We start from the raw sequence: 12,161 nt of genomic DNA on the forward strand, positions 1-12,161 counted from the left end.
GCTATCCCTGCACCGCAGACGGAAAAACCGCCGCCAGCCAGTCAATAAAGACGCGGAGCCGGGGCGGGACGTGCCGGTGCCGGGCATAGACAACGTGAAAAGGATAGGGGGCCGGGCGCCAGGCGCTGAGGATCTCCACCAGCTTGCCGCTCGCCAGCGCCGGTTTCAGCGAATAGGTAAAGGTCTGCACAATGCCTAAGCCCGCCTCGCCGGCGGCAATATGCGCGTTGCTCTCATTGATGCCGAGATGGTGCTCCGTCTTCAGCTCGGTGCTGACGCCGTGACGGGCAAAACGAAACGGAAACGCTCTGCCGCTGGCCGGCGACAGGTAGCTGATGAGCCGGTGGCCATGGTTCAGTTCATTCGGTGAGGCGGGCGTACCATAGCGCTGAAGATAGCCCGGGGTGGCGCAGGTAACCAGCGCCGCCTCGCCGATTTTACGGGCGATCAGCGTCGAGTCTTCCATCGGTCCGCCGCGGATGGCGCAGTCAATATTGCCGCCGATCAGGTCCGAGGGCTTATCGGCCACTTGCAAATCGATACGGATATCCGGCCAGGTGGTCATAAAGTCCGCCAGCAGCGGGATCAGCACATCGCGCGCGGTCGACCCGCCGATGGCGATCCGCAGATGGCCCTTTGGCTTATTGCGGGCGGTATTGAAGGCGGCGTCGATCTCTTCCAGGTCTTCCAGCAGGCGCCGGGCCTTTTCATAGTATTCCCGTCCTTCCGGCGTCACGGTGATACGCCGCGTAGTGCGCTGCAGGAGAGAAACCCCAAGATGCGCCTCCAGTTGCTGAATGGTTTTGCTGAGGGTGGCGTTGGGCATATTCAGCGAGTCCGCGGCGCGGGTAAAGCTGCCGGCTTCGACAACGCGGGTGAAGGCTTTAAGAGCTGAAAACCGGTCCATTATTCGCTTTATCCTGGTTACTGGAGGTCATTATCCACCGAGGGGAAGAGTGTTTTTCAGATTAGGCCATTTTTCCGCCTCGCCGGGACGATTACAGTGCTTTCCATACCCGGCGGGGCGCTTTCGCGAGCCTGGCCTGTTTATACTCTAACCAAGGAAATGCACCATGAGCAAAAAACTTGCGGATAAAGTGGCGTTAGTCACCGGCGGCAGCGCCGGGATTGGCCTGGCGTCGGCGAAAGCGCTGGCGGAGCAGGGCGCGAAGGTGTACATCACCGGCCGCCGTCAGGAGGAGCTGGATGCGGCGGTAAGATTCATCGGACCCGCCGCCCGCGGGATCCGCGCTGATGCCGGCGTGTTAAGCGACCTTGACGCGGTATTTGCGACCATTGCCGACGAGTCCGGCCGGCTGGATGTACTGTTCGCCAATGCCGGCGGCGGAGACATGCTGCCGCTCAGCGCCGTTACCGAAGCGCACGTTGACCGGATTTTTGCCACTAACGTGCGCGGGGTGGTGTTCACCGTGCAGAAAGCGCTGCCGCTGCTCACCGACGGCGCCTCGGTGATTTTGACCGGCTCTACGGCGGCGGTAAAAGGGACGGCTAACTTCAGCATCTATAGCGCCAGTAAGGCCGCAGTACGCAGCCTGGCGCGCTCCTGGGCGCTGGAGGTTAGCGACCGCGGGATCCGCATTAATGTGGTCAGCCCGGGGCCGGTACGTACCCCGGGTCTGGGAGGGCTGGTGGCGGAGGCGGACCGCCAGGGCTTGTTCGATGCTCTGGCCGCCGGCGTACCGCTCGGGCGGCTGGGCGAGCCGGAGGAGATTGGCCGGACGGTGGTGTTTTTAGCGTCGGATGAGTCGAGCTTTATTAACGCCGCAGAGATCTATGTCGACGGCGGGCTGGCGCAAATCTAAGCGCCGGCTGACGCCAGGCGAGCCGTCCCAGCGGAGACCGGGGCGGCTCGCCGTGTTGGCGATCGCTGACGCACCCTCCGGGGGCGGCTTATTGCGCGCCCAGCTGTTTCATCAGCGTCAGGTTATCTTCAATATGCCAGTTGGCGGTAATTTTACCGCCGCGGATCTGATAGATATCGGTGGCGATAAAATCGATATTTTGTCCCTTACCCTGCCGGGTGCCGAAGGTCCCGGTAAAGTGGCCATGAAAATGTAAGTGTGAGACCACCCGGTCACCGGCCACGATCATTTGTTCGACATCACAGCGTAAATCCGGCACCGCCTGGCGAAACGCTCTGGAGGCGAGGATCGCTCCTTCCGGCCCCTGTCGGCGGCCTTCCGGGGGCGTTTTATCGATAAAATTCTTCGCCAGCGCCGCCCGGGCCAGCGCGGCATCACCGGTATTCCAGAACGTGGCATACTGCCTGGCGACATATTCATTGGCGGCGCGAGTGGCCGCGGGAAGGCTGCCGTCAGCGATGAGTTGCGCCGGCTTCAGCAGATCCTGTTGGGCTGCATACGCGGAGCCGGACATTGCGACAAGCAGCAGCGCGGTGGCGCAGCGACGGCGAATGAGGCCGCGTCTGGCCAGCGTGCGGGCAACCGCGACACCACGGCCGGCAGGTAACATTTTGCGGGTCATTTTCACTCTTTATGCTCCGTATAGAAGGGATAGTCGGTATAGCCCGCCGCCGTGCCGCCAAACAGCGTGCCGGGATCGCTGACGGTCGCCAGCGGCCAGCGGTGCAGAAGCCGCTGCGGCAGGTCGGGATTGGCAATAAACGGCCGGCCGAAAGCCACGAGGTCGGCGAGACCGGCGTCAAGAATGCGCTCCGCCTTCTGCTGATCGTAATTCCCGGCCACGATCAGCGTGCCGCTGAAGGTCGCGCGCAGCGTGTCGCGGAAGCGTCGGGGAACGACTGGGGCATCGTCCCAGTCCGCCTCCGCCAGATGGATAAAGGCGATGCCCTGCTGTTCGCACCAGGCCGCCAGGGCAAGGATGGCATCGATCACCTGCGGGTCATTCATCCCGCGCTGGGTAATGAAGGGGGAAAGGCGGATGCCCGTCCGCTCGCGGCCGATTGCGTCGCCGATGGCGGTCAGCACCTCCTGGGCAAAACGGATCCGGTTGTTCAGGCTGCCGCCGTACTCATCGGTACGCTGGTTGGCGGTCCGCCGCAGGAACTGGTCGATCAGATAGCCATTGCCGCCGTGTACTTCCACGCCGTCAAACCCCGCCGCGATCGCATTGCGCGCCGCCTGACGGTAATCGGCGACAATACGCTGGATATCCGACCGGGAGAGCGCCCGCGGCGGTGAACAGTCCACCATCTGGCCCCGGCCCTGCTCATCCACCACCCAGACCTGGGCGTCCGGCGCCAGCGCCGAGGGGGCCACGGGTTGACCATCCGCATGAAAACGGGCGTGCGACATGCGTCCCACGTGCCAGAGCTGAGAAAAAATAACGCCGCCGGCCTGATGTACGGCTCGGGTCGTCAACTGCCAGCCGGCAATCTGGTCTGCGGAATGCAGGCCGGGCGTCCAGGAATATCCCTGTCCCTCGGGAGAGATTTGCGTCGCTTCCGTAACGATCAATCCCGCGCTGGCGCGCTGGCGGTAATACTCCGCCATCAGCGCGGAGGGGATATTTCCCGGCTGCAGCGCGCGCGCCCGGGTCATGGGAGCCATGACGATACGGTTTTTCAGCGGCAGCGTACCGATGCGATGACGATCAAAAAGTGAGAGCGTGTTCATAGTGGTGTCCCTTGCGAAGTGGAATGGAAATCACTTTACAGTCGGGAGCTGATTTTGATAATTAGACGAAAAATAGATTCACTTTTCGGGATATGCGAAAAATGGGCAAGCTGGAAGATATGGCGCTGCTGGTGGCAGTCGCCGAAGCGGGGGGACTCTCCGCCGCCGGCAGACGGTTGTCACTTTCGCCGGCCACCATGACGGCCCGCCTGAAGGCGATGGAAGAGCGTTACCAGACCCGCCTGTTCCATCGCTCCACGCGCGCTATCACCCTGACCAACGCGGGGGAAGATTTTTATCATGCCGCGCGGCGCGTACTGGAGGAGGCGCGCCACGCCGAGTCGTTGCTGACGCAAAAAGAGGGCGTCCTGAGCGGCGATATTCGCCTTTCCGCCCCCTCCGACTTTGGCCGACAATACCTTAGCCCGGCCATCGTCGACTTTACCCGCCGTCACCCGGAAGTGACCTTTTCCGTCTACTTAGGCGAGCGCGTGGAGGATCTGGTCGCCAACCGGCTGGATATGAGCATTCGCGTCGGTAATCTGCCGGACAGCAGCCTGGCCATCCGCCACATCCGTCCTAACCACCGGGTGCTGGTGGCCTCGACGGCTTACCTTGCCGCCCGTGGAACGCCGGCTTCGCCCGAGGCGCTGCATCATCACCGCTGCCTGGCGCTGGAGCGGCATGGTGTGGTGATGAACGAGTGGCGCTTTGAGGAGGCGGGAAAAGAGCAGATCATCCGGGTGACGCCGGCGATGGTCTGCGACGATGGGGCGCTGCTGCGGCAGTGGGCGCTCAGCGGGTCGGGGATCGCCGGTAAATCATGGTGGGATGTGAAGAGGGATGTCGAGGAGGGGCGGCTTCAGGTGCTGTTTGCCGATCGCTTCACCGGATTTAGCCCTTTAGACCGCAAGGAGGTTGGGCTGCAGTTTGTCTTTCCCCAGCGAAAGCTGCAACCGCCGCAGGTGTCGGCGTTTATGGCGTTTTTTATCGACTGGCTGGAGAAGTGACGGGCAGGCGGTTCGCCATGCTCAGGAGCGCAAAGGATGGCCCCCGGGTGTTAGACCAGCCTATAGAGTCTTGATCTCAAATATGATTAGATAGCTTTCACTTAAAACCAGTCAGTGGCTGCCATGAATCTCAGGGAAAAAATCATTAATGAATTCGGCGGGTTGTCGCCCGAGCTGCAACGCGCCGCCGAGTTCTCACTGCAAAATGCCAGTCAGCTGGTGGTGTTATCAATGCGTGCCTTCGCGGCGGAAGCCGGGGTAAAACCGGCGACGCTGCTGCGTCTGGCGCAGCGACTGGGCTACCGCGGCTGGAGCGAGCTGAAAAGTGATTTCATTGACGATCTGGGGCTGCGCAATGATACATACGTATCAAAAGCGGAAAAAATGATGGCCCGCGGAACGCAAACGCAGCTGTATAAAGAGGTTTTTCAGGCGCATCAGGCGAATCTGACCTTTACGCAAAATGAAAATGCCCAGGAGATGGAGCAGGCGGTGACCTTGCTCGATAGCGCGGAGAATGTCTATATCTGCGGATTCCGCGCCAGCTTTCCGATCGCGTGGTCGCTGTTCTATGTCTATCGACTGTTTAACCGCCAGGTGTCATTGATCGATGGCCTGGCCAGCAATATCGAAGTCTTTACCCGCGAACTAACCGCCCGGGACTGCGTCTTACTCACCAGCTTTGCTCCCTATTCACGCGAATCACTGGATGTTTTACAGGCAGCCCGGCAGGCCGGGGCGAAGATCCTCGCCATTACCGACTCGCCGGTTTCCCCCTTAGCGCAGGCGGCAGACTGCACGCTGCTGTTCTCCATCGACAGTCCGTCATTTTTCCCTTCCGTGGTCTCCGGCATGGGCCTGGCGGAGTGCCTGCTGGCGATGCTGGTGGTGCGCCACGGCCGGGAGGCGGTGAGTAAAATTGAAAATGCCGAACGCTATCTTATTGAGTCTGGCGCCTACGTGATCCCCGGTAAGTCCTGATAAATGATTCAAATGTATCAATTATAAGAATAACGGATGCATTTATATCTTTAATTCGTTGACGTGATCCAAATGGATCCTGCAAGATACGCTCAATTCATGTAGCGGATTCAGGAGCAGAACCCAGTATGAGTCATGTCATTCACCGCAGCCTGCGTGGCACGCCGATGGTGGCTTCACGTGCGCAAGGGGCCTATATCTTTGATGCCCAGGGAAAACCGTATCTTGATGCCTGCGGCGGGGCGGCGGTTTCCTGCCTCGGACACGCGCATCCTGATGTGCTGGCGGCGATGCACCGCCAGATCGATCGGCTGGCCTATGCGCATACCAGCTTTTTCACCAGCGATGCCGTCGAGCAGCTTGCCGAACATCTCACCCGCACGGCGCCCGGCGAGCTTAACTACGCCTACTTTGTCTCGGGCGGTTCTGAGGCGGTTGAGACGGCGCTGAAGATGGCGCGGCAGTACTTTGTGGAGATCGGCCAGCCATCGCGCACCCGCTTTATCGCCCGTAAACAGAGCTATCACGGTAATACGCTGGGCGCGCTGGCGGTGGGGGGGAACGAATGGCGCCGTCGTCAGTTTGCTCCCTTATTAATGGATGTTATCCGCGTCTCCGCCTGCAATGAGTACCGCGATCGTCGGGCTGACGAGACCCAACAGCAATATACCGAGCGCCTGCTCAATGAGCTGGAGCAAGCCATCCTTGAGGCCGGCCCGGAAACGATCATCGGTTTCTGTGCCGAAACCGTGGTGGGGGCGACGACGGGAGCCACGCCGCCGACGCCGGGCTATCTGCAAGGGGTCCGCCGCCTGTGCGACAAATACGGCATCCTGTACATCGCGGATGAGGTGATGTGCGGTATGGGGCGGACCGGGACGCTGCATGCGTTTGAACAGGATGACGTGGTGCCCGATTTAGTGACCATCGCCAAAGGACTCGGCGGAGGCTATCAGCCGATTGGGGCGGTGCTGGCGAGTGAGACTATCGTCTCCGCGCTAAAGGCGGGCAGCGGGTTGTTCCAGCATGGTCACACTTACATTTGTCATGCCACCGCCGCGTCGGCAGCCCTGGCGGTGCAGCAAGTGATCGCGCGGGATAATTTGCTGGACGCCGTCAAACAGCAGGGCGCCTATCTGCACAAGGCGCTGCGCGAGGTGCTGGGGGAGTTACCGCATGTCGGTGATACGCGCGGACGCGGCCTGTTTGCGGGGGTCGAGCTGGTGCGTGATAAAGACGACAAAACGCCGTTCGATCCTTCCCTGAAGCTGCACGCTGCGATCAAAGCAAACTGCATGGCGCGTGGACTGATGGTCTATCCCATGGGCGGCACCATCGATGGCCAGTCTGGCGACCACATTCTGATTGCACCGCCGTTTATCATCACCCCGGCGCAGCTCGATTTTGTGGTCGATACCCTGAACTGCGTGATCCGTGAAGAGACGGGGAAATTATGAGCAATCGTTTACCGCCCCTGGCGGAACAGGAATGGGACGTTCAGCAGCGTCAGTTAGCGGAAGAGATTATCAACGGACCGCGCGGCGCCTTGCTGCCGCCCTTTGAACCGCTGCTGCGGAGCCCCGAGCTGATGGCCCATGCCCAGCGTATGGGGGAGTACCTGCGCTATCGCAGCGCGCTGGGCCAGCGTCTTTCTGAACTGGCGATTTTGCTGACCGCGCGGCACTGGTCGCAGCCGGTTGAGTGGGCGATCCATGCGCCGATAGCACGCGAGAAGGGGATTGCTGCCGCGGCGGTGCAGGCGATTAAGGAAAGGCGCCGGCCCGTGGATCTCCGGCCCGATGAGCAGACGGTCTATGACTTCTGTCAGCAGCTGCATCAACAGCAAAAGGTCAGCGATGAGACCTGGCAACAAGCCATTGAGTTATGGGGCGAGAAGGGCGTGGTGGATCTGATTGGAATAAACGGTTATTACAGTTTTCTCTCCATGGTGATGAACAGCGCCCAGACGCCAGCACCGGCTACCTCTGACTCTCTGTTTTCTGCATAAGTTATCGTTTTTATTCGGGCGCATAAAACTGCGCCCGGTATATCAGCTCTTGTTATTGATTCTTCCGGCGAGATATTTCGCAGGGTGACGTTCGTTGTAGGCTATTTCACTGACGCTGAGGGTAATTATGAGTGGATTATTTAAGAAATTAAAGCTGACGCTGGCATTAGTTATTTGTTCAGCCAGTTTTGTTACAGCAGCAGAAGATAAAATAACGGTGGGTGTCGATACTGCCTTTGTTCCATTTGAATTTAAACAAGGCGATAAATATGTCGGCTTTGATATCGATCTGTGGGACGCGATTGCGAAGAAAATGCATATCAGCTACGAATTAAGGCCGATGGATTTCGGCGGCCTGATCCCCGGTCTGCAGTCGCGTAATCTGGACGTGGCGATGGCGGGAATAACGATTACCGATGCGCGCAAGCAGGTCGTGGACTTCAGTGAAGGATATTATAATGCTGACCTGTTAATAGCCGTGAAAAGTACCGACAATTCCATTGTTAAATTCAGTGATTTGACCGGGAAAAAAGTCGGCCTTAAGCAGGGGACGGCGGCAGCCAGCTTTATGAAAAGCAAATATAAAGCGAATTACATCGAGTTCCCGAATATCGATAACGCTTACCTTGACCTGCAGGCCGGTAATCTCGATGCCGTCGTTCATGATTCGCCGAATGTCCTTTACTACGTGAAGACGGCGGGTAATGGCAAGGTCAAATCCACTGGTGAGACGGACAGCATTCTGCCACAGCAGTATGGCTTTGCGATGCAGAAAAACAGCAGCCTGACGCCAAAAGTCAACCAGGCCCTGCAGGCCCTGCGCGCCGATGGTACCTACGACAAGATTTACGTAAAGTGGTTTGCTAAACAGCCGAAATAACCCTGCCAGGTCGGAGCGATCCGACCTCATATTTTCTTTACGGGTAGAAGCATGAATTTTGACAGTCGCTATATTTGGGATGCATTGCCGCTGCTGATGCAAGGCTTGCAGCTGACGCTAATTATTTCGTTATCAGGTTTGTTAGGTGGATTAATCATTGGTTTGCTGGCCGGGACCTGCCGCGCATTAGGTGGGACAATATCCAAAACGGTATCGCTGGTGTTTGTGGAATTAATCCGCGGGACGCCAATTATGGTGCAGGTGATGTTTATTTACTTCGCCCTGCCGATGGTGTTGCCGGTGCGTATTGACCCGGTTCCTGCCGCCATTATCACCATTGTGATTAACTCCGGGGCTTATATAGCGGAGATCACCCGGGGCGCGATTCTGTCGATCAATAAAGGATTTAAAGAAGCCAGCCTGGCGATGGGATTATCGCCGCGCAGCACCCTGTGGCATGTCATTATGCCGCTGGCTTTTCGGCGGATGATCCCGGCATTAGGCAATCAATGGATTATCAGTATTAAAGATACGTCGCTGTTTATTGTGATTGGCGTGGCAGAATTAACCCGTCAGGGACAAGAGATTATTGCCGGCAACTTTCGGGCGCTGGAGGTGTGGACGGCGGTGGCGATGATTTATCTGTTTTTGACATTGTGCCTGAGCTTCCTGCTAAAACAAGTTGAGAAAAGGATCCATATTTTATGAGCATGGTTGAATTTAGCGCGGTGGCGAAAAACTTCGGCGCCACTCAGGTGCTGCACGATATCAATTTAAAGATTGAAGCGGGCGAGGTGGTGGTGATCATCGGTCCTTCCGGCTCGGGAAAATCGACCCTGCTGCGTTGTATTAACAAACTGGAAGAGATCTCCTCGGGCACGCTGCTGGTGGCGGGCATGCATATTACGGATCCGCACGCGAATGAGTGTGATATTCGCCGCGAAGCCGGTATGGTGTTTCAACAGTTTCATTTGTTCCCGCATCTGACCGCCCTGGAGAATGTCATGTTCGGTCCGCTTCGCGTGCGCAAGCAGAGCAAGGCCACAGCGCGGGAGCAGGCGCTGGCGTTGCTGGATCGCGTGGGGCTGCGTGAACGCGCTAACCACTATCCTGCCGAGCTCTCGGGCGGTCAGCAGCAGCGTGTGGCGATAGCTCGCGCCCTGGCGGTGAAACCCAAAATGATGTTATTTGATGAGCCAACATCCGCCCTCGATCCTGAACTGCGGCATGAGGTGTTAAAGGTCATGCGCTCGCTGGCCGAAGAGGGCATGACGATGGTGATTGTGACCCATGAGATTGGCTTTGCCAGAGAGGTGGCTTCCCGGTTGATCTTTATTGATGGCGGCACTATTGCCGAAGATGGTTCACCTGAGGCGCTGCTCACGGCCAGCAGCAATCCGCGTCTGCAAGAGTTTTTGCAACACGTATCCTGAACATAAGTGAATAATGACAATATGAAAACAATCGCAATCCGTGGTTCCGCCTTTGCGGTCGGTCAGCAGCTTGGCGCGTTTGGTCGTGAGGCCTGGCAGACAAAAATCAGGCAAACGGCGCTGTGGCAAACGGTGGCCGCCCTGAAAACGACGGAACAGACCCAGCGCATGCGCGCAGCCGTGCAGGCTCAGTTCCCGCTGATCTGGCAGGAGCTGGAGGGCATGGCGGAGGGGCTGCAGGCGCCGGTGGATGAGGTGTTCGCCTGGAACTGTCGCGGCGATCTGGTACGTTCGACGTCGGATGGCTGCACCACTCTGGCGGGGAGAAGCGCAGAGGGCGAGTTGATCATTGCGCACAATGAAGACGGCTTCCCGCAGCTGCGTGAAGACTGCGCCATCGTCAGCATAACCCCGGACGTGGGCCTCGCCTTTACCAGCTTCGCCTATCCCGGCTCCCTGTGCGGACATACCTTCGCAGTGAATGAGAAGGGGATAGTCAATACGGTCAACAATATTCGCGCCGTGCATCGTCCGGACGGGATGCCGCGCCAGATTCTGGCCCGCGCCTCGCTGAACGCCACCACCTTAGAGGAAGCCGTCACTCTGCTGAGCGCCACGCCTCGCGCGGGCGCGTTTCACCACACCCTGGGCCAGATGGGCGATAGCCGTCTGTTTAGCGTGGAAGCCACCGGCTCCGGCAGCTCGGTGCTCGCGTTGTCCGCCACCAGCGGGCATGCCAACCATCTGATCCATCCCCAGCTTGCGGCTATTGAACAGATCGTGACCGGCAGCTCCGGCTCGCGCCAGCGGCGCCTGGACGCGTGGCTGGCGACGAACCCGCCGCTGGATGGCGTGACAGCGAAAGCGATGCTCTCCGACCAGCAGGATCCGTTGTTACCGATTTACCGGCTTTCTCCCGACGATCCTGATGAGGAAAATACGCTGGCGACGGCCATTTTTACCTTGAGCGCGACCCGCGTCGTGTGGCAGGTCTTCACGCTGGACCGTGAAAACGCGGTTTTACAGGGCAGCGTTTAGCGGCCCGAGGGCGCTTTCAGCAGAGCGATCAGCAGCGTACTGCCCACCATGGTCCCCGCCGCCAGCCACACCATTCCCGACAGGCCAGCTGAGGCGATCAGCTGGCCGCCGACAAGCGCCCCGGTGCCGATGGCGGCATTAAAAATGGCCACGTAAATGGCTGACGCTGGCTGGGCGACCGCGCCCGCGCTGCGCAGTAGCCAGGTCTGTAAGCCGACGAACACAATCGCGATGCCGGCGCCCCACAGGGCTAACAGTAGCCCGCTAAAACAGAATGGCAGTGGCGCAAAACGGGCGGAGCCAAGGATCGCCAGCGCGCCCCCGCTCAGCATCAGCGCAGCGAAAATCAGCCCCTTCAGATGACGATCGATGAGCTTCCCCGCGATAACGTTACCCAGCAGCCCGGAAACCCCTGACAGCAGCAGCAGGCCGGAAAGGGCGGTCGTCGGGACTCCCTGCAGATTTATCAGCAGCGGTTCAATGTAGGTGAAGGCGGCAAAGTGAGCGGTAATGATGCATGCCGTGGCGCCATACAGGCCACCGAGCAGCGGATTGCGGAAAATATCACGATAAACGCGCAGCCTGACGGGGGCTGGGGCGGCCAGCGCGGGCAGCGTCGAGCACAGCACCGCAGCGGCGGCCAGTGACAGCAAGGCCATCGCCATAAACGCGTATCGCCAGCCCGCCAGGGTGGCGATAAAGCTCGCCAGCGGCACCCCCACTACGCTTGCCGCCGACACGCCGCCAAAAATGATCGCCGTGGCCAGCCCCAGCCGGTGCGGCGGCACCATCTGCGCGGCGACGATGCCAATTAAGGCCCAGAAGGCGCCATGCGCCAGGGCGCCAATCATGCGGGCGCTCATCAGGGCGAACATCGAATAAGACCGGGTTGCGGCGAGGCAGGAAAGCGCGAGGATCAGCATCAGCCCGACCAGCAGCGCCTTGCGGGAAATACGCGCCGGCATTGCGCCGGAAAGCAGAGCCGCCAGGGCGCCCACCCAGCCATAGGCGGTGACGGCGAGACCCATGCCAGATTCAGTCTGGTGAAAATCCGCCGCCAGGGCGCTGAGCATGCCCACCGGCGCCAGTTCGCTGGTGACGATTGAAAAGGCGCAGATCCCGAGTGCAACGACGGCTATCCAGACGCGCGCCGGCGCCGGGTGGAGGGGTAAAGCAATCTCTTTCATATCAGGC

Annotated in this window: 13 protein-coding genes; 9 read left to right on the plus strand and 4 right to left on the minus strand. The window is 59.4% G+C overall.

The genetic code is table 11. The annotated features are described in order from the left end of the window. Nucleotide 1: 1 nt before the first annotated feature. On the minus strand, nucleotides 2-907 hold the full coding sequence (locus KHQ24_RS06860) for a LysR family transcriptional regulator (protein ID WP_017898609.1): 906 nt from the start codon (nucleotides 905-907) through the stop codon (nucleotides 2-4). A 166-nt stretch (nucleotides 908-1,073) separates the two neighbouring features. Between KHQ24_RS06860 and KHQ24_RS06865 the strand changes: the two genes are divergently transcribed. Beyond that, nucleotides 1,074-1,823, plus strand: coding sequence for an SDR family oxidoreductase (locus KHQ24_RS06865; protein ID WP_023317977.1), 750 nt, complete (start codon nucleotides 1,074-1,076; stop codon nucleotides 1,821-1,823). 88 nt (nucleotides 1,824-1,911) lie between these two features. On the opposite strand, the gene KHQ24_RS06870 is transcribed toward KHQ24_RS06865, so the two are convergent. Both KHQ24_RS06870 and KHQ24_RS06875 read right to left on the minus strand, forming a co-directional pair. Next, nucleotides 1,912-2,505: an ester cyclase gene (locus KHQ24_RS06870; RefSeq protein ID WP_043522480.1), complete on the minus strand. Its 594-nt coding sequence runs from the start codon at nucleotides 2,503-2,505 to the stop codon at nucleotides 1,912-1,914. 2 nt (nucleotides 2,506-2,507) lie between these two features. After that, on the minus strand, nucleotides 2,508-3,617 hold the full coding sequence (locus KHQ24_RS06875; RefSeq protein WP_094311584.1) for an alkene reductase: 1,110 nt from the start codon (nucleotides 3,615-3,617) through the stop codon (nucleotides 2,508-2,510). A gap of 101 nt (nucleotides 3,618-3,718) precedes the next feature. Here KHQ24_RS06875 and KHQ24_RS06880 point away from each other — a divergent pair, with 101 nt between their 5' ends. From KHQ24_RS06880 to KHQ24_RS06915, 8 genes are all read left to right on the plus strand, one after another. Continuing rightward, the gene (locus tag KHQ24_RS06880) at nucleotides 3,719-4,627 is read left to right on the plus strand and encodes a LysR family transcriptional regulator (RefSeq protein WP_004203758.1); all 909 of its coding nucleotides are present in this window, start codon (nucleotides 3,719-3,721) and stop codon (nucleotides 4,625-4,627) included. Nucleotides 4,628-4,750: 123 nt separating this feature from the next. After that, on the plus strand, nucleotides 4,751-5,608 hold the full coding sequence (locus KHQ24_RS06885) for a MurR/RpiR family transcriptional regulator (protein ID WP_004203760.1): 858 nt from the start codon (nucleotides 4,751-4,753) through the stop codon (nucleotides 5,606-5,608). 128 nt (nucleotides 5,609-5,736) lie between these two features. Then, the gene (locus KHQ24_RS06890; RefSeq protein WP_135683077.1) at nucleotides 5,737-7,065 is read left to right on the plus strand and encodes an aspartate aminotransferase family protein; all 1,329 of its coding nucleotides are present in this window, start codon (nucleotides 5,737-5,739) and stop codon (nucleotides 7,063-7,065) included. Beyond that, complete coding sequence (locus KHQ24_RS06895) at nucleotides 7,062-7,616, plus strand: carboxymuconolactone decarboxylase family protein (protein WP_023317981.1); 555 nt, start codon at nucleotides 7,062-7,064, stop codon at nucleotides 7,614-7,616. The genes KHQ24_RS06890 and KHQ24_RS06895 overlap by 4 nt, the downstream gene beginning before the upstream one ends. 127 nt (nucleotides 7,617-7,743) lie before the next feature. After that, nucleotides 7,744-8,496 carry a glutamine ABC transporter substrate-binding protein GlnH gene (glnH, locus tag KHQ24_RS06900; protein ID WP_017898602.1) on the plus strand — a complete coding sequence of 251 codons (753 nt, stop codon included), beginning with the start codon at nucleotides 7,744-7,746 and terminating at the stop codon, nucleotides 8,494-8,496. 51 nt (nucleotides 8,497-8,547) lie between these two features. Further along, on the plus strand, nucleotides 8,548-9,204 hold the full coding sequence (gene glnP, locus KHQ24_RS06905) for a glutamine ABC transporter permease GlnP (protein ID WP_004203767.1): 657 nt from the start codon (nucleotides 8,548-8,550) through the stop codon (nucleotides 9,202-9,204). A gap of 2 nt (nucleotides 9,205-9,206) precedes the next feature. After that, a complete protein-coding gene (glnQ, locus tag KHQ24_RS06910; protein ID WP_004203768.1) occupies nucleotides 9,207-9,929 on the plus strand; it encodes a glutamine ABC transporter ATP-binding protein GlnQ in 723 nt (240 codons plus the stop codon). Between the two features lie 21 nt (nucleotides 9,930-9,950). Continuing rightward, nucleotides 9,951-10,967: an acyl-CoA--6-aminopenicillanic acid acyl-transferase gene (locus tag KHQ24_RS06915; protein WP_043522477.1), complete on the plus strand. Its 1,017-nt coding sequence runs from the start codon at nucleotides 9,951-9,953 to the stop codon at nucleotides 10,965-10,967. On the opposite strand, the gene KHQ24_RS06920 is transcribed toward KHQ24_RS06915, so the two are convergent. Continuing rightward, complete coding sequence (locus KHQ24_RS06920) at nucleotides 10,964-12,154, minus strand: MFS transporter (protein ID WP_135683078.1); 1,191 nt, start codon at nucleotides 12,152-12,154, stop codon at nucleotides 10,964-10,966. The two genes, KHQ24_RS06915 and KHQ24_RS06920, sit on opposite strands and share 4 nt — an antisense overlap. Nucleotides 12,155-12,161: the final 7 nt, after the last annotated feature.

Origin of the sequence: Klebsiella sp. 54 (genome assembly GCF_018223875.1) — a bacterium.
GTDB lineage: Bacteria > Pseudomonadota > Gammaproteobacteria > Enterobacterales > Enterobacteriaceae > Klebsiella > Klebsiella quasipneumoniae.

Bases quoted from the DNA above. Each gene is read 5' to 3' on its own strand.
- KHQ24_RS06860 (WP_017898609.1), bottom strand. From the start codon at position 907: ATGGACCGGTTTTCAGCTCTTAAAGCCTTCACCCGCGTTGTCGAAGCC.
- KHQ24_RS06865 (WP_023317977.1), top strand. From the start codon at position 1,074: ATGAGCAAAAAACTTGCGGATAAAGTGGCGTTAGTCACCGGCGGCAGC.
- KHQ24_RS06870 (WP_043522480.1), bottom strand. From the start codon at position 2,505: ATGACCCGCAAAATGTTACCTGCCGGCCGTGGTGTCGCGGTTGCCCGC.
- KHQ24_RS06875 (WP_094311584.1), bottom strand. From the start codon at position 3,617: ATGAACACGCTCTCACTTTTTGATCGTCATCGCATCGGTACGCTGCCG.
- KHQ24_RS06880 (WP_004203758.1), top strand. From the start codon at position 3,719: ATGGGCAAGCTGGAAGATATGGCGCTGCTGGTGGCAGTCGCCGAAGCG.
- KHQ24_RS06885 (WP_004203760.1), top strand. From the start codon at position 4,751: ATGAATCTCAGGGAAAAAATCATTAATGAATTCGGCGGGTTGTCGCCC.
- KHQ24_RS06890 (WP_135683077.1), top strand. From the start codon at position 5,737: ATGAGTCATGTCATTCACCGCAGCCTGCGTGGCACGCCGATGGTGGCT.
- KHQ24_RS06895 (WP_023317981.1), top strand. From the start codon at position 7,062: ATGAGCAATCGTTTACCGCCCCTGGCGGAACAGGAATGGGACGTTCAG.
- glnH (WP_017898602.1), top strand. From the start codon at position 7,744: ATGAGTGGATTATTTAAGAAATTAAAGCTGACGCTGGCATTAGTTATT.
- glnP (WP_004203767.1), top strand. From the start codon at position 8,548: ATGAATTTTGACAGTCGCTATATTTGGGATGCATTGCCGCTGCTGATG.
- glnQ (WP_004203768.1), top strand. From the start codon at position 9,207: ATGGTTGAATTTAGCGCGGTGGCGAAAAACTTCGGCGCCACTCAGGTG.
- KHQ24_RS06915 (WP_043522477.1), top strand. From the start codon at position 9,951: ATGAAAACAATCGCAATCCGTGGTTCCGCCTTTGCGGTCGGTCAGCAG.
- KHQ24_RS06920 (WP_135683078.1), bottom strand. From the start codon at position 12,154: ATGAAAGAGATTGCTTTACCCCTCCACCCGGCGCCGGCGCGCGTCTGG.